Annotated in this window: 23 protein-coding genes; 11 read left to right on the top strand and 12 right to left on the bottom strand. The window is 40.2% G+C overall.

Translation table 11 applies throughout. From position 1 onward, the window contains the following. The first annotated feature begins 118 nt into the window (after window positions 1–118). From EGC80_RS18105 to rnd, 3 genes are all read left to right on the top strand, one after another. Window positions 119–1,012: an alpha/beta hydrolase gene (locus EGC80_RS18105; RefSeq protein WP_124011665.1), complete on the top strand. Its 894-nt coding sequence runs from the start codon at window positions 119–121 to the stop codon at window positions 1,010–1,012. 198 nt (window positions 1,013–1,210) lie between these two features. Beyond that, complete coding sequence (gene fadD, locus EGC80_RS18100; protein ID WP_124011664.1) at window positions 1,211–2,884, top strand: long-chain-fatty-acid--CoA ligase FadD; 1,674 nt, start codon at window positions 1,211–1,213, stop codon at window positions 2,882–2,884. A gap of 91 nt (window positions 2,885–2,975) precedes the next feature. Continuing rightward, window positions 2,976–4,088: a ribonuclease D gene (gene rnd, locus EGC80_RS18095; RefSeq protein ID WP_124011663.1), complete on the top strand. Its 1,113-nt coding sequence runs from the start codon at window positions 2,976–2,978 to the stop codon at window positions 4,086–4,088. 95 nt (window positions 4,089–4,183) lie between these two features. On the opposite strand, the gene minE is transcribed toward rnd, so the two are convergent. From minE to minC, 3 genes are read right to left on the bottom strand one after another with little or no spacing between them, the layout of a single operon-like run. Then, window positions 4,184–4,444 carry a cell division topological specificity factor MinE gene (gene minE, locus EGC80_RS18090; protein WP_101031931.1) on the bottom strand — a complete coding sequence of 87 codons (261 nt, stop codon included), beginning with the start codon at window positions 4,442–4,444 and terminating at the stop codon, window positions 4,184–4,186. Between the two features lie 2 nt (window positions 4,445–4,446). Further along, window positions 4,447–5,256: a septum site-determining protein MinD gene (minD, locus tag EGC80_RS18085; protein ID WP_101031930.1), complete on the bottom strand. Its 810-nt coding sequence runs from the start codon at window positions 5,254–5,256 to the stop codon at window positions 4,447–4,449. A 27-nt stretch (window positions 5,257–5,283) separates the two neighbouring features. Then, window positions 5,284–5,949: a septum site-determining protein MinC gene (gene minC / locus EGC80_RS18080; protein ID WP_101031929.1), complete on the bottom strand. Its 666-nt coding sequence runs from the start codon at window positions 5,947–5,949 to the stop codon at window positions 5,284–5,286. Between the two features lie 119 nt (window positions 5,950–6,068). Between minC and EGC80_RS18075 the strand changes: the two genes are divergently transcribed. The 3 genes from EGC80_RS18075 to EGC80_RS18065 all read left to right on the top strand — a co-directional run bounded on the left by EGC80_RS18075 (window position 6,069) and on the right by EGC80_RS18065 (window position 7,871). After that, on the top strand, window positions 6,069–6,362 hold the full coding sequence (locus EGC80_RS18075; protein ID WP_101031928.1) for a YcgL domain-containing protein: 294 nt from the start codon (window positions 6,069–6,071) through the stop codon (window positions 6,360–6,362). 31 nt (window positions 6,363–6,393) lie between these two features. Continuing rightward, a complete protein-coding gene (locus EGC80_RS18070; protein WP_124011662.1) occupies window positions 6,394–7,362 on the top strand; it encodes a lytic murein transglycosylase in 969 nt (322 codons plus the stop codon). Window positions 7,363–7,424: 62 nt separating this feature from the next. Beyond that, window positions 7,425–7,871, top strand: a complete 447-nt coding sequence (locus EGC80_RS18065; RefSeq protein WP_101031926.1) for a YcgN family cysteine cluster protein — start codon at window positions 7,425–7,427, stop codon at window positions 7,869–7,871. Between the two features lie 159 nt (window positions 7,872–8,030). Here EGC80_RS18065 and dsbB read toward each other — a convergent pair whose 3' ends face one another. Continuing rightward, entirely contained in the window at window positions 8,031–8,540 is a 510-nt protein-coding gene (gene dsbB / locus EGC80_RS18060; protein ID WP_124011661.1) for a disulfide bond formation protein DsbB, read from the bottom strand. A 114-nt stretch (window positions 8,541–8,654) separates the two neighbouring features. Then, window positions 8,655–10,259, bottom strand: coding sequence for a sodium/proton antiporter NhaB (gene nhaB, locus EGC80_RS18055; protein ID WP_124011660.1), 1,605 nt, complete (start codon window positions 10,257–10,259; stop codon window positions 8,655–8,657). Between the two features lie 585 nt (window positions 10,260–10,844). On the opposite strand from nhaB, the gene fadR reads away from it, so the two are divergent. Continuing rightward, on the top strand, window positions 10,845–11,564 hold the full coding sequence (gene fadR, locus EGC80_RS18050) for a fatty acid metabolism transcriptional regulator FadR (protein WP_101031923.1): 720 nt from the start codon (window positions 10,845–10,847) through the stop codon (window positions 11,562–11,564). 131 nt (window positions 11,565–11,695) lie between these two features. Here fadR and EGC80_RS18045 read toward each other — a convergent pair whose 3' ends face one another. From EGC80_RS18045 to sodB, 4 genes are all read right to left on the bottom strand, one after another. Next, a complete protein-coding gene (locus EGC80_RS18045) occupies window positions 11,696–13,222 on the bottom strand; it encodes a SpoVR family protein (protein WP_124011659.1) in 1,527 nt (508 codons plus the stop codon). A 9-nt stretch (window positions 13,223–13,231) separates the two neighbouring features. Then, complete coding sequence (locus EGC80_RS18040) at window positions 13,232–14,500, bottom strand: YeaH/YhbH family protein (protein ID WP_124011658.1); 1,269 nt, start codon at window positions 14,498–14,500, stop codon at window positions 13,232–13,234. Between the two features lie 64 nt (window positions 14,501–14,564). Then, on the bottom strand, window positions 14,565–16,499 hold the full coding sequence (locus tag EGC80_RS18035) for a PrkA family serine protein kinase (protein WP_101031920.1): 1,935 nt from the start codon (window positions 16,497–16,499) through the stop codon (window positions 14,565–14,567). Between the two features lie 298 nt (window positions 16,500–16,797). Next, window positions 16,798–17,382 (bottom strand): superoxide dismutase [Fe], encoded by a 585-nt coding sequence (sodB, locus tag EGC80_RS18030; protein WP_101031919.1) that lies wholly within the window; start codon window positions 17,380–17,382, stop codon window positions 16,798–16,800. Between the two features lie 234 nt (window positions 17,383–17,616). Here sodB and grxD point away from each other — a divergent pair, with 234 nt between their 5' ends. Continuing rightward, on the top strand, window positions 17,617–17,958 hold the full coding sequence (gene grxD, locus EGC80_RS18025) for a Grx4 family monothiol glutaredoxin (RefSeq protein ID WP_124011657.1): 342 nt from the start codon (window positions 17,617–17,619) through the stop codon (window positions 17,956–17,958). A gap of 115 nt (window positions 17,959–18,073) precedes the next feature. Here grxD and EGC80_RS18020 read toward each other — a convergent pair whose 3' ends face one another. After that, the gene (locus tag EGC80_RS18020) at window positions 18,074–19,303 is read right to left on the bottom strand and encodes a uracil-xanthine permease family protein (protein ID WP_101031918.1); all 1,230 of its coding nucleotides are present in this window, start codon (window positions 19,301–19,303) and stop codon (window positions 18,074–18,076) included. A gap of 550 nt (window positions 19,304–19,853) precedes the next feature. Between EGC80_RS18020 and EGC80_RS18015 the strand changes: the two genes are divergently transcribed. The 3 genes from EGC80_RS18015 to EGC80_RS18005 all read left to right on the top strand — a co-directional run bounded on the left by EGC80_RS18015 (window position 19,854) and on the right by EGC80_RS18005 (window position 22,806). After that, window positions 19,854–20,948, top strand: coding sequence for a DUF2066 domain-containing protein (locus EGC80_RS18015; protein WP_124011656.1), 1,095 nt, complete (start codon window positions 19,854–19,856; stop codon window positions 20,946–20,948). Window positions 20,949–21,101: 153 nt separating this feature from the next. Next, entirely contained in the window at window positions 21,102–21,812 is a 711-nt protein-coding gene (hda, locus tag EGC80_RS18010) for a DnaA inactivator Hda (protein WP_101031916.1), read from the top strand. 244 nt (window positions 21,813–22,056) lie between these two features. After that, window positions 22,057–22,806: an IS5 family transposase gene (locus EGC80_RS18005; protein ID WP_124011573.1), complete on the top strand. Its 750-nt coding sequence runs from the start codon at window positions 22,057–22,059 to the stop codon at window positions 22,804–22,806. Between the two features lie 4 nt (window positions 22,807–22,810). Here EGC80_RS18005 and EGC80_RS18000 read toward each other — a convergent pair whose 3' ends face one another. Together EGC80_RS18000 and EGC80_RS17995 are read right to left on the bottom strand one after the other, a co-directional pair. Continuing rightward, window positions 22,811–24,730, bottom strand: coding sequence for a hypothetical protein (locus EGC80_RS18000; RefSeq protein WP_124011655.1), 1,920 nt, complete (start codon window positions 24,728–24,730; stop codon window positions 22,811–22,813). A 148-nt stretch (window positions 24,731–24,878) separates the two neighbouring features. Beyond that, window positions 24,879–25,256: a DUF2069 domain-containing protein gene (locus EGC80_RS17995; RefSeq protein ID WP_124011654.1), complete on the bottom strand. Its 378-nt coding sequence runs from the start codon at window positions 25,254–25,256 to the stop codon at window positions 24,879–24,881. Between the last annotated feature and the right edge of the window lie 5 nt (window positions 25,257–25,261).

Here is a 25,261-nt window from a genome sequence, read left to right as displayed (position 1 = left end):
AAAGTGCACGTTTGCTGTGAAAAGCTGACCTGTAAGTGGATAGTTAAGCAGATGATTAAGCCATGACCCCGTCTCCGCTCCCAATTTAGATCAATTCGTTTTGTAAAGTGAGCCCATCATGTTGAACGTTAACGTCGCCGAGATTCAATTGCCGTTGGCTCATATAACCCTTGCTGCGAAACGCTATGGTGATGCTAGTAAGCCGATGATATTGGCTTTGCATGGCTGGCTTGACAATGCAGACAGTTTTATTCCCTTAGCACAGGCTTTTGCCGATCAAGGTTTGTTCGATACATTTCAACTAATGTGCATTGATTGGCCTGGACATGGATTATCAGATCACCGTCCAGGGCGCTATCCATTGCATTGGGTCGATTACATTTATGATCTGCAAGCCGTGATCCATGCTATCGCACAAGATACCGGGCCGATTATTTTATTGGGTCATTCGCTTGGCGGCATAGTGGCGTCAGCTTATAATGCTTGTCTTGCTGAAAACATCCATAAACTTATATTAATAGAAGCACTTGCACCATTATCAGAGTCTTCCAGCCAAGCTAAAGATCGCTTACGTAAAGGTTTACTGCAACAACAACGTTTTAATCGTCAATTAGCCAGACCCGCTCCGACATATTCCTCTATGGACGTTGCGGTTCAAGCTCGCCATCAACTGACTGGATTGGCATTGCCATGGTGTGCACTGATCACCAAGCGTAATATGGCGCTCACTGATGGACAATATCATTGGCGCAGTGACCCTAGATTAAAGTTAGATTCGCTGAACCGATTTACGTTTGATCAGGTAGATGCGCTGATGACCACCAGTGACACGCCTTCTTTACTGATTATTGGCCATGATGGCTATAAACAATTAACCGCATCAACAGATCAAGCCAATAAATGGTTTACCCATATTGAAATAGTACATTTATCCGGAGACCATCACCTTCATATGGGAAATGCCCAACAGGTGGCCGAATCGATTGGAGCATTTATTCTAAATAGCCGTTAACACTGGTTGAAATCGCTATTATTTTTCGATTATTTATGTGACTATAGTCGAAAATTAAAACGCTTGTATGATTTCGGTCACGATAAGCATCATAATAAAGCCTGCGATAACAATATTAATGATACGCAGACAATAAAATATTTTACCACTGACGGGGTATGCACGTCTTAGCACAGTGGGTATTATTAGGAGACACTTGTGGACCAGCCTTGGATTAATAATTTACCTGAACATGTTCCGGCCGAAATTGACCCATCTCAATTCAGTTCCTTAGTACATATGTTTGAAGATTCAGTAGCAAAATATGCCGACCAACCTGCCTTTATTAACATGGGTGCGACGATCACATACCGTAAACTCGAAGAACGCAGTCGAGCTTTTGCAGCTTATTTACAAAACGAACTGCATTTAAAAAAAGGTGATCGTGTTGCCCTGATGATGCCCAATTTGTTGCAATATCCTATTGCTCTGTTTGGTGTTTTACGCGCGGGTATGGTGGTGGTTAACGTTAATCCACTTTATACTCCGCGGGAATTAAAGCATCAACTAGTCGATTCAGGTGCGAAAGCTATTGTAGTGGTGTCAAATTTTGCTCATACCTTAGAAAAGATTGTCGTTCAAACACCTATTGAATCGGTCATTATTACCAATCTTGGTGATCAACTTAGTGCACCGAAACGCACCTTAGTGAATTTTGTCGTTAAATACATTAAAAGATTAGTACCCAAATACCATTTACCTCATGCATTATCGTTTCGCGATGCCTTATCAAAAGGTCGTCGTCTGCAGTATATTAAAGCGGATATTACGGGTGCTGATTTAGCCTTTTTACAATATACCGGTGGCACAACCGGGGTATCTAAAGGCGCAATGCTAAGCCATAAAAATGTGGTGAGTAATGTTTTACAGGCCAATGGTGCTTACTCTCCAGCCCTTGATAATGGCACTGAGTTTGTGGTGACAGCCTTGCCGCTGTACCATATTTTTGCCCTTACGGTTAACTGTTTGCTGTTTTTGCACAAAGGCAGCAAAAATTTACTTATCACCAATCCTCGCGATCTTCCCGCATTTGTGGCTGAATTGAAAAAGTACCCGTTTACCGTATTGACCGGTGTTAATACCTTATTCAATGCTTTGGTGAACAATGAAGAATTCACCCAACTTGATTTTTCTGGCTTAAAACTGTCGATTGGCGGTGGTATGGCCGTACAACGCGCGGTCGCCGATAAATGGCAAAATCTGACTAAGACACGTTTATTAGAAGGTTATGGTTTAACAGAAGCATCGCCTTTAGTGACTTGCTGCCCATATAACCTCAGTGGTTATAATGGATCGATTGGTTTTCCTGCACCATCGACCTTTATTCAAATCAGGGATGAAGATTCAAAGGTATTGGCTCAAGGCGAAACTGGCGAGTTATATGCTAAAGGCCCTCAAGTCATGCTGGGCTATTGGCACCGTCCGGAAGAAACAGCTACTGTAATTGATAAAGATGGTTGGTTAGCAACAGGCGATATTGGTTACATGGATGAAAAAGGTTTCTTTTTCATTGTTGATCGTAAAAAAGACATGATTTTAGTGTCAGGTTTTAACGTATTCCCGAATGAAGTGGAGGAGGTCGTTGCCTTACACCCTAAAGTGATTGAAGTCGCTGCTGTTGGCGTTCCCAATGATGCCAGTGGCGAGTTAGTAAAGATTTTTGTGGTCGCAAAAGACAAATCATTAACCGAAGAAGAGCTGATTAAGCACTGCCGTCATCATTTAACGGGATATAAAGTTCCTAAGCTGGTAGAATTTAGAGACGAATTACCGAAAACCAATGTGGGTAAAATTTTACGCCGACAACTTCGAGATGAAGTTACCAAAGCGTAAAATCAAAGCCGGCAACTGAGCCGGCTTTTTTTATGCTTAGCTATTCTCAGTTGACTGCCATGGCCCACATCTCTTTTTAGCGGAGCCTATTTTGTTAACGTTTGAATATATCAATGATGATGCCAGCTTATTGTCATTAGTTGAACAATACCAACAAAGCACCTTATTGGTGCTCGATACTGAGTTTGTCCGCACTCGAACCTATTATGCTAAATTAGGTCTTATTCAAGCCTACGATGGCAAGACCTTAGCATTAATTGATCCGGTCGCGATTACCGATTTAAGCCCTTTTTGGCAATTATTAACTAACCCGAATGTTGTTAAGTTAGTGCATTCATGCAGTGAAGATCTTGAGGTGTTTGCTCATTACGGTGAATGCCAACCTAGCCCATTATTTGATAGCCAAATAGCTGCTAGTCTTGCCGGTTTCGGCCACGGTTTAGGATATGCCAAACTAGTCGATGCATGCTTGCAAGTTGAAATAGATAAAGGCGAGTCACGTACCGATTGGATGAAACGTCCACTCACTGAAGCACAATTACACTATGCAGCCAATGATGTGTTTTATTTGTATCAATTATATCCACAGCTCCAAGAGAAACTTGCGGCAAACAATCGTATTGAATGGTTGTTTGAAGAAGGTCAGCGCATGACTGAAGGGCGTTTGTCATTGCCAGAAGGCGACAGCGTTTACCTTAAAGTAAAAAATGCCTTTCAGCTATCGAGTCAGCAATTAGCCTATTTAAAAGTATTGGCTAAATGGCGCTTAAACAAAGCGGTAAGCCGTAATCTTGCGCTCGGTTTTGTGGTAAAAGATCATGCATTAATTGCATTAGCCAAAAAACAACCGACCACGTTAGCAGAATTAGCTCAATTAAATGATTTAACGGATCAAGAAAAACGTATTCATGGCAAAGACTTATTAACGGTAATGGCGACTGCAGATTTAGTTAATCTACCTGAAGAAGTTGATATTGTTGCGCTTAAACCTGGTTATAAATCAGCTTTTAAAGAGGTTAAGAACGTCTTGACTGAATTATGTGAGCGAGAAAATGTTGCATTAGAATTTGTTGGTTCTAAACGCCATATTCATGAGTTTTTGTTATGGCTTTTCAATAATAAAACGACCTCAACACCTTTGCTACTAAGTGGTTGGCGAGGAATGTTGATCGGTGATTTGCTAGCGCGAGTACGTTTCAATTAATGCAATAAGATCATCAAACTAAAAAGGATACTTGCATTGCTGCAAGTATCCTTTTTGTTATTTTGTCCTAGCGATTTAATCTCAACCAGTGATAGTTACTTAGTATCAGGTAAGGTGACGTTAAGCTCTAAAACCGATAAATTGTCGTCATTTTGGTCTAACTGCACAGACACTTGGTCTTCTGATATTTGGACATATTTTCGGATAACTTCGATGATTTCTTGTTTCATCTTTGGAAAATAATCAGGTATACCGCGTTCTCCACGCTGATGAGCCACAATAATTTGTAATCGTTCCTTTGCCAATGATGCGGTATTGGGCTTTTTACTGCTTCTAAAATAATCAAGTATCGACATAATTAGCTCCCAAATATCCTTTTAAGGAATCCCTTTTTTTCTTCTGTGATAAATCGAACCGGCACATCGTCACCTAATAAGCGCGCAACGGTATCGCCGTATGCTAAACCTGCATCACTTTCTTGATCAATAATGACTGGTACTCCTGAGTTTGATGCTTTCAGTACCGATTGAGATTCAGGGATCACACCTAGCAATTCAATGGCTAAGATTTCCTTCACATCTTCAACGCTGAGCATTTCACCTGTTCTGACTCTGGCAGGAGAGTAGCGAGTTAACAGTAAATATTCTTTAATCGGTTCCAGAGATAATTCAGCACGACGTGAGCGACTCTGTAGCATACCTAAAATACGGTCAGAGTCACGTACTGAGCTAACCTCTGGATTGGTGGTCACAATCGCAATGTCAGCAAAGTAAAGTGCCATCATTGCACCTTGTTCAATCCCCGCAGGGGAATCACACACAATATAATCGAAATCTTTTGTTAAATTGTCAAGTACTCGACCCACGCCTTCTTTCGTTAGCGCATCTTTATCGCGTGTTTGAGACGCGGGTAAAATAAACAGTTTATCACAGCGTTTATCTTTAATTAATGCTTGGTTTAAATTGGCTTCACCATTGATAACGTTGACAAAATCATATACAACTCTGCGTTCACAACCCATTATCAAATCAAGGTTGCGTAAACCGATATCAAAATCGATAACAACGGTTTTTTTTCCTTTTAAGGCCAATCCGGTGGCAATTGCTGCACTGGATGTTGTTTTACCCACACCGCCTTTACCTGATGTGACAACAATAATTTGTGCCATTTATTTTTATGTCCTTGTATTTGCCGATTATTGGGGCAATGATTCAACAGTGAGGGATGCGCCATCAAGGCGAACACAGCCTCTTTGGCTTAGATCGTATTGTTGCAAATGTTCAGTCAACCAATACTGTCCAGCAATCGATACTAATTCTGCTTCTAACGAGTTAGCGATAATCACACTTTGATTATCTCCCGCTGCGCCAGCCATGGCCTTGCCACGAAGAGCGCCATATATATGAATGCTACCATCTGCAATGACTTCTGCGCCATTACCAACCGCACCAAAAATGATTAAATCAGCATTTTGTGCGTATATTTGTTGTCCAGAACGCACATTTTGCTTAATAATTTTGGTTGCCCGTTTAGGCAACTCTGCTTTACGGGCTTGTTTGCCCGACTTTACCACGGCAATAGCCATGCACTTTGCTTGTTCAATTTGCGCTGGGCTTGCGTCGGTAATGCCAACAATAATAAGATTTCGGTCAATTAATAATTGTTTTAGCGCATTGAAATCTATGTGGGAATGCTGAATGGCAGATAAATTTAATACCAAGGGTGCGCCCAAAAAGAACTGAGGAGCTTGAGCCAATTTTGAGTCTAATTCAGATGCTATGATATCGAGATCGTTATGATTAATATGCAGCACTGACAATGTAAAAGACGTGGCCTTTAATTCGAGATTTTCTTTAGCCATCTCGGCGTGATTCTCCAATACTTCAGTGATAAACTGATTTACAATTATTTTCTTGTCTCACCATGTTATAGTGTGCTCAGTTGACTATCAAGTTTGAACCTTTGGAAATTTACACTAAAATGATATGTGCAGTATATAAAAGTGGTCGAAGAGCAGATACTTACCTTTTTGTTAAAAAACGTGATGTTTTTGATGAGGTTCCTGAGTCGTTAATGGAAATGTTCGGCACGCCTACATTAGTAATGATTGTCCCATTATCTAAACGAACTCACTTAGGTATCGCTGATATTAACAAAGTGAAGTCTGCATTGGCTGAACAAGGCTTTTACTTACAAATACCGCCACCGCAAGTTAATTTACTCGAACAACACAAACAAGAATTAGCTCTTAAGACAGTAGCCCTTAAGAAATAAGCTCATTCTCAAAGGAGTAATCAAGACTAATATGATTCAAAAAATCATTTTAAGCGTATTTTTTTACTTCTTTTGTTCTAATATCTTGATGGCTGAATACAGCCATCGTGAATTTACTGACTACCTGTTACAGCTTCAACAGAAGTCGATAGCCGCTGGCGTTAATCAACTTACAGCAGAACGCTATATTGCTAATATTAAAATATTCAAAAAAGCCAATTTCAGCACCGACTTACAACCATCGACATCCTTAGAGTACTTTATCCCCCAAGCTGTTCCAGAAATTACTGTCAGCACCGCTAGAGCGATGTTTCAGCAGCATGAACCCCAAATAAATGACTTGAGTCGAACTTATCAAGTTCAGCCTCGTTTCCTTATGGCGTTATGGGGCATGAACTCTCGTTTTGGAGAGCGTCCGGGTCGTTTCCCTGGACTATCTGTATTAGCCTCACTCGCATATAAAGGTGATAAAGAAGCATTCTACATTAACGAATTTATTGCTGCGCTTAAGTTAATCGAGCAGACAAATATAACTGAGGATTTATTGCTCAGTTCCTCATCTGGGGCGATGGGACAGATGCAAATAATGCCGAGCCAATTACTAAAGTACGGTGTCGATGCCGACAATAACGGTATAATCGATGTCTGGAACAGCATGGATGATGCCTTTGCATCAACGGCGAATATGTTGCACCAACAAGGGTGGCAATATGATTCTACATGGGGGCGACAGGTAAAAGCCACCATGATGTTAGATCCTAATTTGCATGGTTTAAGCACTCATCACACATTCCCACAGTGGCAAGCCTACGGTGTCAGACGCTTCAATGGTAATGACTTACCGCAACGAAACGACATGGATGTGTCATTAATTGTGCCTGATGGACCGAAAGGGCGCTTATATTTGGTGTACGATAACTTCCGTTTATTGCATCAATTCAATGACACTTTGTACGATACCTTAGCGATAACTTACCTCTCTGAGAGAATTAAACAGTAAACTGAGGTGTTTTCGGTGTAAAATGCGGTCAAATTTCGATAAAAAGTTACTATAGATAGAAAATGATGACTCAGTTTTGGACAACCACACCTTTAGAAAACATGACACCCGAACAATGGGAGTCACTTTGTGACGGCTGCGGTAAATGCTGTTTAAATAAAATCATCGATGATGATACCGATGAACTTTATTACACTAAGGCAGCATGCCATCTATTAGACAACGACACCTGTGGTTGCCGTAGTTACCTTGATCGCTTTACTTATGTTCCTGAATGTACAGCTATTACTCCAGAAAATATCGCTGAGTTGACTTGGTTACCTGACAGTTGTGCATACCGTCGCTTGCATCTTGGTAAAGGTTTACCGAGTTGGCATCCGTTGCTGACAGGAAGTAAAGAGGCCATGCACAGCGCGGGTATTTCGGTACAAGGCAAAACCGTCAATGAAATGAAAGTGAAATATTTAGAAGACTGTATTGTATTGTGGCCATTATTGGACATTGAATAATAAGTGCAATAAAACACCTGTTCGGGATATAAATAGCTGAAATAGTCCGGTTATAACCTAATCCGCCCTATCTTAAGCCCAGCAAAGGCTATAAAAGCCAAAAGACCTCAATGAGGTCTTTTGATGCTTAATTTACTCTTCACGCTTACTTTTGCTGGTTTATCTTGCTGGTTTAAGCGCCGGCAACAACATTAATAACCAGATTACACAATAAACAGCAAAACCAACCATCATCCACTGGGCCATGCTAACAGAAAGCCATGACCATGGTGAGTCACTGCACATGCCTGTCGGCGAGAATACTGAAGGCAACCATGTGTCCAATGGCATAAAGCTGGGGAACTCAGGGTAAAAAGAGCAAGTAGCAAAAGGTGACGGATTAACCTGCATATCATTTAATTCATACGCTAATTGTAAGCCCCACACAGCAGAGATTGCCCAACCGACCATACCTACTAGGCGTAAAAACCACACTTCAGGTTGTAGCATGCCTATAAGCCCAGCCAGAAAAATACCGAGTACCGCAACTCGGATGTAAATGCACATCACACAAGGCGCTAGATCCATGCCATATTGAAAAAATAGGGCCGCTAACTCTAGCCCAATAGCGGATAATAACAATAAACCCCAAGAAATACGGCTACGACAAAACTGCTGTAATTGCGACAATTTCAGTTCCTAATAAACGTTGTGATAGAAAAAAACACCCTCAAATGAGGGTGTTCTAATAGACTGTAGAGACTTTAAGATAATTTAACTGCTAAGTCCAATAACGAGATTTAATTAATGACCCATTGCAGCACCAGTGATGTCTTTGGCTGAGTGGTGGATTAATAATTGAGTTTCATAGAGCATATTAGTCATATCGACTAAGAAACCGGTTTCAATAGCCAATACACCGACAATAGATAATACAATGGTATAAGGTAAAGCCATCCATACCATACGGCCATAAGACAAGCGAATTAACGGTGCTATAGCCGACGTTAACAAGAACAAGAATGCAGCTTGTCCATTCGGCGTTGCTACTGAAGGCAGGTTAGTACCGGTATTAATCGCCACCGCAAGCAAGTCAAATTGGTCTCGAGTGATTTGGCCACTCATCAATGCAGCTTTTACTTCATTAATGTAAACAGTACCCACAAACACGTTATCACTGACCATAGACAATAAGCCGTTAGCAATGTAGAAAATCACTAACTGCATATTTCCTTCATAACCTAATGCCCACTGGATAACTGGTGCAAACAGATCCTGGTCAATGATCACACCAACAATGGCAAAAAATACCGCTAATAATGCAGTGAAAGGCAGTGCTTCTTCAAAAGCTTTTCCGAGCGCATGTTCATCAGTAACGCCATTAAATGCAGTGGTTAAAATAATAACAGATAAACCAATGAGGCCAACAGAAGCTAAGTGAAGTGCCAAGCCTGCAATTAACCAAACACCAATTAAGGCTTGGACAACCAGTTTCATTTTATCTTGATCTGTTCGGTGCGAGTCTTCATGGGCTGCATAATCAGATAAAATACGGTGTACAGCGTCGGGTAATTGAGCGCCATAACCAAAAACTTTGAATTTTTCGACAAGAAAACAAGTCAATATACCCGCAACCAATACAGGCATGGTCACTGGGGACATTCGTAGAAAGAATTCGCCAAATTGCCAATGGGCCTGCGCAGCAATGATCAAGTTTTGTGGTTCACCAACCATGGTACATACACCACCTAACGCGGTACCAATACCTGAGTGCATTAATAAGTTACGTAAAAAGGCTCGGAACGCTTCCAATTCATCGTGGTCAAGCTGTCCAGTTGTTTCAGAAGTATGGTCATGACTAGCATCGTCACTGTTACCATCACTAAAACTCTTGCCTGACGCGACTTTGTGATAGATAGAGTAAAAACCTACTGCAACAGCAATAATAACCGCGATGACCGTTAAGGCATCTAAAAACGCAGACAAAAAAGCTGATGCAATACAAAACATCAAGGACACGATAATTTTAGAACGCACTTTTGTGATCATTTTGGTAAATACGAACAGTAGTAACTGTTTCATAAAGTAAATACCGGCGACCATAAAGATCAAGAGTAATAAAACTTCTAAGTTGGCTTCAATTTCATGAAGAACCTGTGAGGCAGATGTCATACCGATAATTACGGCTTGTATGGCTAACAAACCACCGGGTTGCAATGGATAACATTTAAGCGCCATGGCAAGGGTGAAAATAAATTCAACCACTAAAACCCAGCCGGCGAAAAATGGACTGACATAAAAAAACAGCAGGGGATTAATTACTAAAAACGCCAAAATTGCGTATTTGTACCATTTAGGTGATTTGCCTAAAAAATTGACAAACAACGCCTTACCTCTGGTTACAGGCATAGTAGCCTCTCCGATATTGTTATTGTGACGGTATGGATACCATATTTGATAGCTTACAACACATCATTATGTTTAACAGATTCGGAAGAATAGAGGCAACTCACATTCGAAAACTTGATAAAAATCAATTTTTGGTTAATTGAGTTAAAATGCCATTCGATAAATAGAGGATTATGACCCATTATTTTCTGTTTAATAACGATATCTTGATATAGCAAACAATGAGTTAGTACAAGAATGTATGTGGCTAACGCTGCATGGCTGTTATTTTATCGATAGTGTAGCCTAAAAAAAATCGAATTGTAACGTTGTTATTTGGTAAAAAAAACAACATAAAGATAATAAAATATCTACATCAGTATATACTAAATCTGTTTGGTTTTATGACTTAAATTGCTGATATGTTCATGATTACAGTGGTTTAATGTGATGTGCATTCAATTAATGACATTTGAATAGACTAGAGTTGTTCGAAAATCAATCGTTAAGAGAGTGGTGATTAAACAATGGTTTTTATTTTCCACCGCTCTGGTATGATCAGTAATAATAGTTTCGTCATTGTTTAGCAATAGGATATGAAGGCTGATGATCATCAATGCCAAAGGGCCAGCAAGTTTTGCCGAGAAATATATTGTTCGTTCCATTTGGGAAAACAAATTTCCACCTGGTTCCATTTTACCTGCTGAACGTGAGCTTTCTGAACTTATCGGTGTTACTCGCACGACGTTAAGAGAAGTGCTACAACGTCTTGCTCGAGATGGTTGGTTGAAAATCCAACATGGTAAACCTACCCAAGTGAATAACTTTTGGGAAACGTCTGGGTTGAATATTTTAGGGACGATTGCTGATTTAAATCCTGATGGTTTTCCATTATTAGTCGATCAACTAATGGCTGCTCGTGGTAACGTCAGTAACATATATTTTCGGGCATCAATCCGTCACAATCCCGAAAAAGTGGTTGAAGTCTTGGCCGGTATTCACAGCTTAGAAAATGAGGCTGAAGCGTATGCTGAATTTGATTATCAGTTGCATCATACATTAGCCTTTGCATCAGGCAACCCATTGTATGTTTTGATTTTAAATGGATTCAAAGGCCTTTACAATCGTGTTGGACGCTATTACTTTTCAAGCCAAGAAGCGCGTGAATTAACCATGCGTTTTTATCTTAAACTTGAAACGCTAGCTAAAGACAAAAATTATACTGATGTGCCTTCGCTAATGCGTATTAATGGTATTGAAAGTGGCAAAATGTGGCAAAAGCTGCGCGATGATTTGCCCGCTGAAATGGGTCATGATAATAGCTAATTAACGTTAGTTGTGAATCATGATCCTTGCTTAATCCGCTTGGGATATCGAATCATAGATATAAAAAAACCAATCACATTGATTGGTTTTTTTATCTGTTAATTATGGCTCAATATCTGTGCTTAGTTAGGTCAGGTGGATATGCTGTACTCTTTTGTTTCAGGGCAAGTAGAGAGTGTGCTAACGTCGCCTGAGTCATCAATTTGTTCTAATGTGACGTTAAACCCCCATAACCGATGCAAATGTTTTAATACCTCTTGATGGTTGTCTGCGAGCGGAATGTTGTCAAATGGAATGTACCGTAAGATAATAGATCGATCACCGTCAACTTGCACTTTCTGCACCTGAATATTGGGCTCTATATTCGACAGGTTATATTGTTGCGATAAAATGTTGCGAATGTCTTGATAACCTTGATCATCATGAATGGCTGATATTGAAAGTTGACTGCGTTTTTGGTCATCTAAAACGCCAAATAATTTAAAGTCACGGATCACTTTGGGTGATAAATATTGGCTAATAAAACTCTCATCTTTAAAGTGCTCCATGGCAAAATGAACCGTAGTGAGCCAATCGCTACCTGCTATATCTGGGAACCACTTTTTATCCTCATCCGTTGGCGTTTCACAAATTCGTTTGATGTCGATAAACATTGCAAACCCTAATGCATAAGGATTAATTCCGTTGTAAGAAGGACTATTGTAGGCCGGTTGTGCGACTACCGCGGTGTGATTTTGTAAAAATTCGAGCATAAAACGGTCGGTGACTTTACCTGTATCATATAAGTGATTCAGGATAGTGTAATGCCAAAAAGTCGCCCAACCTTCATTCATGACTTGGGTCTGCTTTTGTGGATAAAAATACTGTGCCATTTTACGTACAATGCGCACTAATTCACGTTGCCAAGAGGCTAATAATGGCGCGTTTTTTTCAATAAAATATAAAATATTCTCTTGGGGTTCGCTGGGGAAAATGGCTGTCGTTTTAAGGTTGTCTTTTTGTGGTGATGTCGGCAGCGTTCGCCATAAGTCATTTACTTGGCTCTGTAAATAATTCTCTCGCTCTTGTTGTCTTGCTTGTTCTTCTTTAAATGACACTTCAGCAGGACGCTTATAGCGGTCAACACCGTAATTCATTAATGCATGGCAAGAATCTAAGATCAGTTCGACTTGTTCAACACCATAACGTAATTCACATTCACGGATATAATTTTTAGCAAATACTAAGTAATCGATAATAGAGCTTGCATCAGTCCAAGTGTTAAACAAATAGTTATTTTTAAAAAAACTATTATGTCCATAACAAGCATGAGCCATAACTAACGCTTGCATGGTGATGGTATTTTCTTCCATTAAATAGGCAATGCAGGGGTCTGAATTGATAACAATTTCATACGCCAAGCCCATTTGACCACGTTTGTAGCCTTGTTCTGTTTGGATAAAACGTTTTCCAAATGACCAATGAGTATAACCAATCGGCATCCCAATACCTGCATATGCATCCATCATTTGTTCTGCAGTAATGATTTCAATTTGATTCGGGTAAGTATCAAGCTTAAAAAAAGCCGCTGCTTTTTCTATTTCTTGTTGATATTGTTTTAGTAAATCAAATGTCCACTCGGGTCCATCATCTAACGGGTTACGTTTTTTTTGAACCATGATAGCCCCCTATATAGCTTGTTTTTTAAAAAGTTCGCGAAATACAGGGTAGATATCTTCAACTTGGTGAATATGCTGTACCGCAATGTTATCAAACTGCTGTTGTAGTTGTTCATACTGGTCCCACAGCGTCTGATGAGCTCGATGGCTTATCTCTATATAACTGAAGTAACGCACTTTTGGTAAAATATGTTTCGCCAGTATTTCATGGCAAGTTGGGGAGTCATCAGACCAATTATCGCCGTCAGATGCTTGAGCAGCATAAATATTCCATTCAGTTTCGGGGTAACGTGCTTGTTGTATTTCGTGCATCAGTTTTAACGCACTTGATACGATAGTTCCACCGGTTTCTTGTGAGTAAAAAAACTCGTGTTCATCAACTTCTTTGGCTTGTGTATGGTGGCGAATATAGACCACCTCGAGGTTTTGATAACTGCGAGTAAGAAATAGGTACAGCAGAATATAAAAACGCTTAGCCATATCCTTGGTTGTTTGATCCATAGAGCCAGATACGTCCATTAAACAGAACATTACCGCTTGGCTGGAGGGGATTTCACGTTTGGCATAGTTGTTATAACGTAAATCAAAGGTATCAAGAAAGGGCACTTTAGCGATTTGCTGCTTGAGTACTGATATTTGTTCTTTAATGGCTAAAATTATCTCAGCTTTGGCCCCTGGCGTATCTTCAAGTAACGCTAATTCGGCTTCTAATTGTTTGAGCGCTTTCTTTTTTCCACCACTCATGGCAATGCGCCTTGCAAGTGATGAACGTATCGATCTGACAATATTAATATTGGCTGGTACACCATCATTGGTGAAGCCTGCACGGTAAGTTTGGTACTCTATCAGTTTATTGAGGCGGTTTTTTTGCAAGTTGGGCAATTCTAAATCTTCAAATAACAGTTCCAAATATTCATCTTTTGATATTTGAAACACAAAATCGTCATCTCCCTCACCAGAGTTTGAAGCTTCGCCCTGTCCAGATCCATTTCCTTGTCCGCCCTTAGGGCGTTGAATTTGATCACCGCGATTAAATTGATCATTACCCGGGTGAACACGATCACGCTTCCCGCCTTGACCTTGTCTAAACAGCGGTTCACTGAGATCTCGAGTCGGAATACTGATCTCTTCTCCTTTATCAATATCAGTGACACTGCGACGTGTTACCGCATCACCGACGGCTTTTTTGATTTGTTTTTTGTAACGTTCAATAAAACGCTGCCGATTAACGGTGCTCTTGCCTTTTGCGTTGAGTCGTCTATCAATAAAATTAGCCATACGCCTCTCCCAAGTCATATTTCTGCCAGAGTCATTGACTATCTACTCTGCCAATATTGGGTTTTTACGATGATTTCCGCACTCGTAAATACCATTCTGACAATAATCTGACTTGTTTTTTGGTGTAGCCTTTTTCCATCATGCGATTAACAAAATCGTCATGCTTACGCTGATCATCATTGGATGTTTTGCCGTTAAATGAAATAACCGGTAACAGATCTTCTGTATTAGAAAACATTTTCTTTTCTATGACAATGCGCAGCTTTTCATAGCTGGTCCACAACGGATTATTGCCTTCATTATTGGCTCTCGCACGTAAGACAAAATTGACAATCTCATTACGGAAATCTTTTGGATTACTTATCCCCGCTGGCTTTTCTATTTTCTCTAGTTCAGCATTGAGTGCTCCACGATCAAATAATTGTCCGGTTTCAGGATCTCGATATTCTTGATCTTGGATCCAAAAATCTGCATAGGTGACATAGCGATCAAAAATGTTTTGTCCGTATTCTGAATAAGACTCAAGATAGGCGGTTTGAATTTCTTTACCAATAAATTCAACATATTTAGGGATTAAATAACCTTTCAGAAACTCTAGATATTTTTCGCTAATGTCATTGGGAAATTGCATTTGTTCAATTTGCTTTTCGAGTACATAAAATAAATGAACCGGATTGGCCGCTATTTCTGCACTGTCAAAATTGAATACTCTTGATAAAATCTTAAAGGCGAAACGAGTCGATAAACCTTGCATGCCTTCATCTACGCCGGCGTAATCTCGGTATTCTTGGTAGGATTTGGCTTTAGGATCGGTGTCTTTTAAGCTTTCACCGTTATAGACGCGCATTTTTGAATAAATCGATGAGTTTTCAGGTGCGATCAAACGTGATAACACGCTAAATTGAGCCAGGGTTTCAAGTGTGCCTGGTGCGCAAGATGCAGTTGATAATTCGGAGTTGGCTAACAATTTTTGATAAATTTCCATCTCTTCAGAAACCCGTAAGCAGTAGGGCACCTTAACGATATAGACGCGATCTAAAAACGCCTCATTGTTTTTATTGTTTCTAAACGTCGACCATTCGGATTCATTGGAATGGGCCAAAATAATGCCGTTGTACGGTAACGCAGACAAGCCTTCAGTGCTGTTATAATTGCCTTCCTGTGTAGCGGTCAATAATGGATGGAGCACCTTAATCGGCGCTTTAAACATTTCGACAAACTCCATTAATCCTTGGTTGGCTCGACATAATGCTCCAGAGTAGGCGTAGGCATCGGCATCATCTTGTGAGAAATGTTCTAACTGACGAATATCAACTTTACCCACTAGTGCTGATATATCTTGATTGTTTTCATCCCCGGGTTCTGTTTTGGCGATACCAATTTGGTCTAATATCGACGGATAAACTTTAACCACTCGAAATTTAGCAATATCACCACCATATTGATGTAAACGTTTTACCGCCCAAGGAGACATAATTGTTTTAATATAACGGCTGGGAATGTTGTATTCGTTTTTAAGTAATTCGCTATCTTCTTCTGGGTCAAACAAGCAAAAAGGATGGTCGTTGACAGGGCTGCGAATGCCATCGGCACTTAATATATAAATGGGCACTTGCTGCATCAATGCTTTGAGTTTTTCGGCTAGCGATGATTTACCGCCACCGACAGGGCCTAATAGATACAATATTTGTTTTGATTCTTCTAAGCCTTGAGCAGAATGTTTTAAATAGGCCACAATTTGTTCAATCGCGTCCTCCATGCCATAGAAATCTTTAAACGATGGATAGCTTGCAATAACACGATTAGAAAATATTCGACTTAAGATCGGATTTTTTGCTGTGTCGATGATCTGCGGTTCACCAATGGCCATTAATAAACGTTCAGCAGCAGATGCAAAGGCACTTTTATCTTGTTTACAGATAGCGAGAAATTGCTCTAAGGTATATTCTTCGTCGCGTTTTTTTTGATAACGTTGTTGATAATGCTCAAAAATGCCCATAGTAACCCCTTAAAAACGTGCAGTTGTATTGCTTAAAAAGCCAGAGTGATTAACGCGATGGTCTATAATGTGGTGATGAGTCGGTGGCGCAATATTAGGCTTTACGACTAAAGTGTAGGACAGGAAAAATAACTTGGCGAAGTTTTAATGAAAAATAAATTAAATAAAAACAAAGACAAACAGTAGCATTTGCAATAGTTGCAAAAATAAAGCTGTCAGAGTCGTGGTACTTTTGGTGGATTTTAATGCATAAAAAAGGAGCCTTAACGGCTCCTTTGATTTTTGCTATTAATTAACATTAAGCAGCAAAGTTGTTGTTAACAAATTCCCAGTTAACAAGTTGCCAGAAGTGAGCTAAATACTCTGGACGTGCGTTACGGTAATCAACGTAGTAAGCATGTTCCCATACGTCTACCGTTAATAGAATGGTAACTGATTCGTCAGTTAATGGAGTAGCAGCATTGCTAGTGTTAACAATCGCTAATGAACCGTCAGCTTTTTTCACTAACCATGTCCAAGCGCTACCGAAGTTGTTTACTGCAGAATCGGTAAATTTAGCTTTGAATTCTTCAAAAGAACCAAAAGAAGCATTGATAGCAGCAGCGATATCGCCAGTTGCTTCGCCGCCAGCGTTAGGTGCTAAGCAGTTCCAGTAAAAAGTGTGGTTCCAAACTTGAGCTGAGTTGTTGAACATACCACCAGTTGAAGTTTTAACAACTTCTTCTAGTGTTTTGCCAGCAAATTCAGTTCCTTCAACTAAACCGTTTAGTTTTACCACATAGGTGTTGTGATGCTTACCATAATGGAACTCAATGGTTTCTTGAGAAATGTGTGGTTCAAGTGCGTTCTTTGCATAAGGTAATGCTGGTAGTTCGAAAGCCATTAGTATTTCTCCATGGATTCAGGTTATCGTTTTGTTTACCCATCAGGTAACATTCATTTAGAACCATTGTACTGATTATTTTTGTGATGTGAATCATTGTTTAGGGAATTATGTGGATTGCAGTAATCGATTTTATCGATTTTAAAAAAACCCTACAAACTGTGGCATTTTGTTCTTTGTCTAGGTGTCGTACAATAGTCACTATATGTTCAGTCGTTGTAATTAGGAAATCAAATGGAAACTGTAGAAAAGATTAAACAGCAAATTAGCGAAAACCCAATTATTGTGTACATGAAAGGTTCGCCTAAACTACCAAGCTGTGGATTTTCATCTCAAGTTGCTCAAGTGATGATCAACTGTGGTGAACAATTTGCCTTCGTAGATATTTTACAGCACCCAGATATTCGTGCTGAATTACCAAAATTTGCTAATTGGCCAACATTCCCACAATTATGGGTTGAAGGCGAATTGATTGGTGGTTGTGACATCATCACTGAAATGTTCCAAAAAGGTGAACTTCAGCCAATCATCAAAGCGACAGCTGATAAGTTCCGTACAGAAGATTCTGCAGAATAATTGCTATTGATTGAGTGCGTTAAGCGTTCAATAAAAAGCCCCAATGCTAATCGCTATTGGGGCTTTTTTATTTTACATTTTATATGTGTTTACTTAACGATGCTGTAAAAGGATATTACTCGTCTGTTTGTGGCTTTCTCACGGCAGGTAAAATCAGGTTCATGAAAATAGCCACGATACCGCACAAGCTGATACCTGTTAAACTGAACGAGCCAATACCAAAAGCCATTCCGCCAATACCAAACACTAATGTTACCCCGACAATACTCAGATTGCGTGGTTCTGATAAATCGACTTGATTACGAATTAATGTATTTAATCCCACCGCTGCAATAGAGCCAAACAGTAAGCACATAATGCCACCCATGACCGGAACGGGAATGGTTTGCATCATAGCGCCCAGTTTGCCGATAAAGGCTAAGGTAATCGCGGTGATAGCAGTCCAAGTCATAATGCGCGGGTCAAAGCTTTTAGTCAGTGTAACTGCGCCGGTGACCTCGCTGTATGTTGTATTAGGAGGACCGCCCAGTGCCGATGCAGCAATCGTAGCAATGCCATCGCCGATTAGGGTGCGATGTAAACCAGGCTTTTTGAAAAAGTCTTTTCTAGTGACATTTGATATCGCTAAAATATCGCCAATATGTTCTACCGCGGGGGCAATAGCGACTGGGATCATAAATAATATCGCGTGCCAGTTAAACTCAGGGGCCACAAAGTTTGGCATCGCGAACCAAGGCGCTTCACTGACAGGCGTAAAGTCGACAATACCATTAGCTAAGCTGACAGAATAACCCACTAAAATACCGGCGAGAATAGGCATTAAACGGACTAACCCTTTGGCAAATACCGCGACTATGATAGTCGTCATTAATGCAGAAAGAGAAATGATTAATGCGATATTTGGCTCGACGATGATGAGACTGCCATCACCGCTTTTGCCTAACGCCATATTGACCGCAACCGGTGCCAAGCCTAAACCAATGATCATGATGACTGGGCCAACGACAACAGGAGGCAATAGAGTATGAATAAATTTTGTGCCACGTAACTTTACTGTTAATCCAAGTAGCATATACATACCACCTGCAGCCATTAATCCGCCCATGGTGGCAGGAATACCCCATGTTTGTACGCCATATAAAATCGGCGCGATAAAGGCAAAGGAAGAAGCGAGAAAGACGGGGACTTGACGTTTGGTGACTAATTGAAACAGTAGGGTACCGAAACCGGCAGTAAACAAGGCAACACTTGTGTCTAGGCCCGTTAATAACGGCATTAGCACTAGTGCACCAAAAGCGACAAATAACATTTGTGCGCCTTGTAGCGGAATTAACACGCGTTTCATATTTTTCTCCATCTTTGATTAGAAAGTTAGCGTGTGATTAAACGGCGCGAATTGTCACATAAAAGCGATCATATGCATAACAACTTATAGGGCGCTGTAGCGATTATTGTTATTCGATATGGCTACAATACCCAGGTCTTGTTGAACTCGAGCTGTCAAAATTTTTTCGCGATAAGCGAGTTAGCTCTTTGCTTAAAATGATGCGGCGCAAGTGTTAGAGACAAAGTCTCTAAGTAAGCCTGTCTCTTGTAACAAAGACCCTAGCTTACAAAGACACTTGCTTAACATCATTACCGCGGTTTAGCCGAACCCTCCGGCAGCGTTTGTGGCTTCTTTCTACTGCATTATCACTTATTCATCTCGAACATCGACACACCATAAACGTTGCCTTGGATAAAACGGCCATAAACTGTTGTAAAATTTATCTCAAAAGATCAATCACTTCCTTTCAATATGTTTGTGCAAAAAAGAGTTTTCGTTATCTATTACTCGATGAAATTTTATTATGATATAATTTGCCTACTTTTATTTGCTGCGTTTATGTTATCAGATGCTGAAAAAACTAATTAATCTCATTGTGTTACCCCTGTTTGCGCTTACCTCAATCGCGCTCGTGCAAGCTGCAGAAGTCGGCAAGCTTGATGAAGCGGATATTGCGGTAAGCTCACGCGCAAACGATGTTAAAGATCACGGCCTCAAAGAGGCATTAGCTGCCGTTTTCATAAAAAATTCTGGTCTGCCTAGCGTGGTGTTAAATCCATTGGTTAAGGCTCAAATTAATACACCAGAAGTCATTTTGACTCAATATGGTTATTATGAGAAAAATGGCGAGCTAATGCTCAAGGCCAGTTTTGACCATCAACGGATTATTTCAACGTTACGTCAAGCAGGTTTACCTGTTTGGGGTAGTCAGCGACCCTTGACCCTGTTATGGATGTCTGTCAATGAGAACAATGAACCGACTGTGTTAGCTGATGCTTCTTCGGCAGATATTCGTATTGAGTTGGCTCAAGAGTCTACTAATAAAGGCATACCATTATTGCTGCCGATTATGGACTTGGATGATGTTATGCAAGTGAGTATCACTGATGTACGAGGGATGTTTACTGATGTATTAGCCAATGCATCTGCGCGTTATCAAGCGGATTACTTTGCCGTTGCGAATGTGGACACTCAAGGCGGTAATGTCCATTTCTCCTTTAAATTATTTGATAAAAATAGAACTAATGGCGTGTTACAAGCATTAATTTCACAACAAGGTAATGCTGCTGATTATAAACAAGCGACTAAACAAATGATGAACATTCTGGCCGATTATTATATTAGCCAGTATGCAATCGCCTCTACAGGTAATGATGTTGCAACACAAGTCAGCTTTACTGGGTTAAATAACATTACTCAAGTGGTGCATGTTGAGACCTACCTTCGTCAGCTCAGTGCAGTAAAGTCGATTAAGCTTAGCCAGTTCAAGGGGGATTCTGCTACTTACTCGATAGCGTTGTTTAGTAGTGTAGACGATTTACAGCGGCTGCTTAATATTGATAGTCGGCTATCACAATTAGATACAAAGGGCAGTGTAGAGTCATTTTATGAGTCTAAGACTGACAACACCAAACCTAAATTGATTTATCAATGGTTGGGCTAATAAGTATTACTGGTGCGCGGTACATTGTAATAGTGCAGGGTTAAATACTGTACCAAGACTCGTTATGTGCAGGTTTGTCGTTGAAACTCGCATAATTGAGCGACTTAGGTATATAATAGTGTTAGTTCGTTTATGATTTTGAGACCTATCTGAGTGACACAAAACTCACCAAGACAATTATCTTTACCCGTTTATTTACCTGACGATGAAACCTTCCAAAGTTATTACCCGGCTTCGGGTAACGACGAGTTGATCCAAAAACTTCAAGCCAGTGCTGAGGGGAGGTTGGCTTCTTCTTTATATGTCTATGGTCCTGAAAAATCAGGCCGAACACATTTAATGCATGCTGCCTGCGCCCATGCTAATGACTCGGAACGCCGCACTCTCTATATTCCATTAGGTATCCACGCAAGCATTTCACCGGCATTATTTGAGGGCCTAGAATCTCTTGAATTGATTTGTATTGATGATATAGAAGCGATAGCGGGTAACCTTATATGGGAAGAAGCGATTTTTCATTTGTATAATCGTATTGCTGAACAACAAGATTGCCGCCTGATTGTCAGCGGCAAAGCTTCACCTTCTGAAACGGGTTTTTTGTTGCCAGATCTGGTTTCTCGTATGCAGTGGGGCTTAATTTATCAACTTCAACCGATGGCAGACGACGAAAAACTAGTTGCTTTGCAACGCCGAGCGGCAATGCGAGGACTGCAGTTGTCAGATGACGTAGGACGATTTTTACTGACTCGAATGGCGCGTGATTTACGTTCTTTGTTTGATGTACTCGATAAATTAGATAAAGCTTCGATGGTGCATCAACGTAAGTTAACCATCCCGTTTATTAAAGAGATGCTGAGCCTTTAATGCCTTAGGGTTTAATTCATTAGACATAAAATTATCGCCATCAGTCTATCCGATTAGACAATAAAAAACGCCAAATGCATTCATTTGGCGTTTTTTATTGCGTGAGTCAATGGCTTATTGCTTCACGTGATCACTGCCACTAAATTGCAATGGTCTAGGGGCTGTTGATCTTTGTTTGAATTTTGTGCGAAGAAGGTAATCTCGTATAATTCACTTCGCCAAAAACAAATACAACGAGATTACCATGCCCCGATTAATGCTCACTGATGAGATGTGGTCGAAGCTAAAAGCTATTCTGCTTGATGATAGAGTTTATAACAAGCAAGAGCATCGATTTACGATGGAAGGTATCCTTTACCGATTGCGTGTTGGCTGCCCTTGGCGAGATTTACCTGAATATTTTGGCTTATGGAATACCATTTACCGTCGATTTTTACTGTGGTCAAGAAAAGGTATTTTACTTAGGCTGTTCAAAACATTATCGACTAATAGTGATACTGAATGGGAATTTATTGATGGAAGTTATGTAAAAGCCCATCAACACAGTTCAGGTGCATCATCTGATGAAAATCAAGCAATTGGGTTAAGTCGTGGTGGTAATACAAGCAAAATCCATCTCGCGGTAGATAGCTATGGTTTACCGATAGAATTCATTGTTACAGGTGGAGAAGTTCATGATAGCAAAGCAGCTAATGCCCTTATTGAACTATTGCCACAAAGTCATTTTATTATTGCAGACAAAGGCTACGACAGTGAAGCGATTAGAGATAAAGTGCGTGAATGTGGTTCAAAGCCAGTGATCCCTAGAAGACAAAATTCGAAGCAAGGAAATGGCGATATCGATTGGTGTTTATACAAATATCGGCATTTAGTTGAAAATGCTTTTGCTCGGCTCAAGCATTTTAGAGCGATAGCTACCCGCTATGATAAATTGAAAATTAATTTTGAAAGCCTGCTGGCTCTAGCTTGCTCTATAATTTGGCTGCCAATGTGAAAGATCAACAGCCCCTAGTGTCAACAGTATTTTGTTCAGTTTGTGATGAGATTTTCTGTGGAGATTTTGATGGATCAGTTGTTAGTAGCAAGTTTTGTGCCCAGGTTTGGCCTTTAACTAACGCTACTGGCGCAGGTAAACCATCCATCACTTGTTTTACCTCTATTTCAGGTAACATTTGGCTTAAGACGTAACTAGCACGATCGTATAACTCTGGTTGACCGACTCGACCACGTTGGCCCCATTCAACCACAATCGTCGAGCTTGTCTCAATTTCTGGTTTGTCAGTAATGGCGATATCACGCAAAATACCATATCGATGGCTCATCATCACTTCTTCAAATAGCATGGCAACATCTTCTCGTCTTGACGAATAAGCATAATCATCGTTGGCGAGGTCACTTGAGAAAAATAGTGCTACATCACTTGGAGTATAGGCTTTTTGGGTGTTATTTGCAGATTCACCGGCATAATTTACTTTTGCAAGACCATACATCTCATTACTGGTTAATGGATAGCGAATGTTAAGTTGGTCTGATGTCATCTCTTTACCATCATACCGACGATTAAAATCATTTTCTAAGGTTGGACCTTGCAAATTTGCATGCATGCTTTGTGGATAATAATCATTTGCGTGAGCCAGTTCATGATAGAGCAAATCAGCTAAATCATAAGACATGCTGTCAATCGTGCGGTTGATGCGATTACCTTTTTCTATGTATTCACTTGCATAAGCATTATCTTTAACATAACGATAGGGAGATAAATAATTCAGGTCTTCACCAAAGTTGCTGCGATAATCAGGCGTTTCATTAATCGTATCTCGCTGGGCAGAAGTTAGCCACAGGTATTCAGGATCAAGATATATTGCTCCTATAAAACCAGTATAAAAGGCTGGTCTGATATCGTAACTGATGACGACAGCAGTCACTGATTGCAACAATTCTACAAAATCATTATGAGTTTGTGTACGTAAATAGGCTTCAAAGTTTGCCCCCATCCAGTCGTGCGACACGACCACTCTGTCCATAATCGTATCGATAGGATCGAGATTGGTATCTTGGCTAATAAAGGGCAACTCATTAATGATGTTGCATGGATCAACGAATTGGTTCGAGTAAACACAAGAGATTAGTTGGTTTGCATATGGTGAGTCAGGCTTGTAAGGGTGCATTCGTGCAATGGGGTAGCTGAAGTAGGCGTCCGATGGGGTGGTTTTTTCTTTGGTTACGAGTAAATTGACGTCATCACTAATGGTTTGGCCGTCAAATGTGGCAGTAGCTTTAAGACTGAATAGTTGATCGGTATCGACGTTTGGCGCAACAAAAAACGGCCTATTTATGTCACTTAAATCCACGTTGGTAAAGGCTTTATTATTAGCACTCGGATACATGCACCAACTGATATTTTCAGGTACTTGGCCGTTTATATTCTGTATACGCAAACTCGCATCAGTTCTATTCACCATTTGATGATCGCTATTAATGCGTAAAAGATTGTCATTAGAATCGGCAGTAATTGATACCGTTTCTTCAATGTTGATGTTATCGCCAGAGACCGTCACTTTAAAAGCGTAATCTTGGTTACTTGTGGGTGTGAATGCTAATACTTGGCTATTAACTGCAGCAAGTTCAAGACTGGGTCCTGAAATCTGCTGCCACAAAAATGTTTTTCCAATACTGTCTTGTTCATTGATACTGGCAATAATGCTACCTGGTTTGTCTTTGGCATAATCGTGTTCAAGAATAAAAGTCAGTTGAGAGTTTGTGTCGGCAATGGAATAAGTAATATTTTCACTGCAGATTTCGAAAGTGGATGAGGTAGGTACACCTGGATTGTTATTGTCTGAATCTCCTCCGCAGGCGCTAACTAGTATGGCACTGGCTAAAAGACTGTAGATCCCTAAATTTTGCGATAACTTCATTAAACCTCCCTGTCTATTTTATTATTATTTAAAAATACATTTTTATAACACCCTGTTAGCAAAATAATGTAGCATGCTGTTTTGTATAAATGCAACTAACAAAAAAGCGCCCGAAGGCGCTTAGTGAGGCAACAAAAATGAAGGTTGGTTATTGTTGCTCAGATTTTTTCTTTAACCCTAATCCCAACTCTCGGCCACGTATGCGGGCATAAAACGGAAAACTGACAAGTAGTACGCAAATAAGCACCGATTCAATTAGGGCAAAAACAAGGGCGTCAGTGGTGACATAAGCTAGGGTTAATCCATGTAATAAATACAAACACAGAATAAAACTCGCCCATGCATAAGTGTATGGGTTACCCGTTAAAATACCTTTTAGCGGCAACAATAAAGGTAAAATCCATATTAAGCTGAATCCTAGCGAGTAAGTTCCATTTATACCTTGTTGAATAAACCAGCCGCTGAGCAACAAGAGTAATGCAAGGTAACCAATTCGACTTAGTTGAAACAAGGTTTGTGAAGTCATTATTT

Origin of the sequence: Shewanella psychromarinicola, from assembly GCF_003855155.1 — a bacterium.
Taxonomy (GTDB): domain Bacteria; phylum Pseudomonadota; class Gammaproteobacteria; order Enterobacterales; family Shewanellaceae; genus Shewanella; species Shewanella psychromarinicola.
This window is presented reverse-complemented; position numbering and strand designations above follow the sequence as displayed.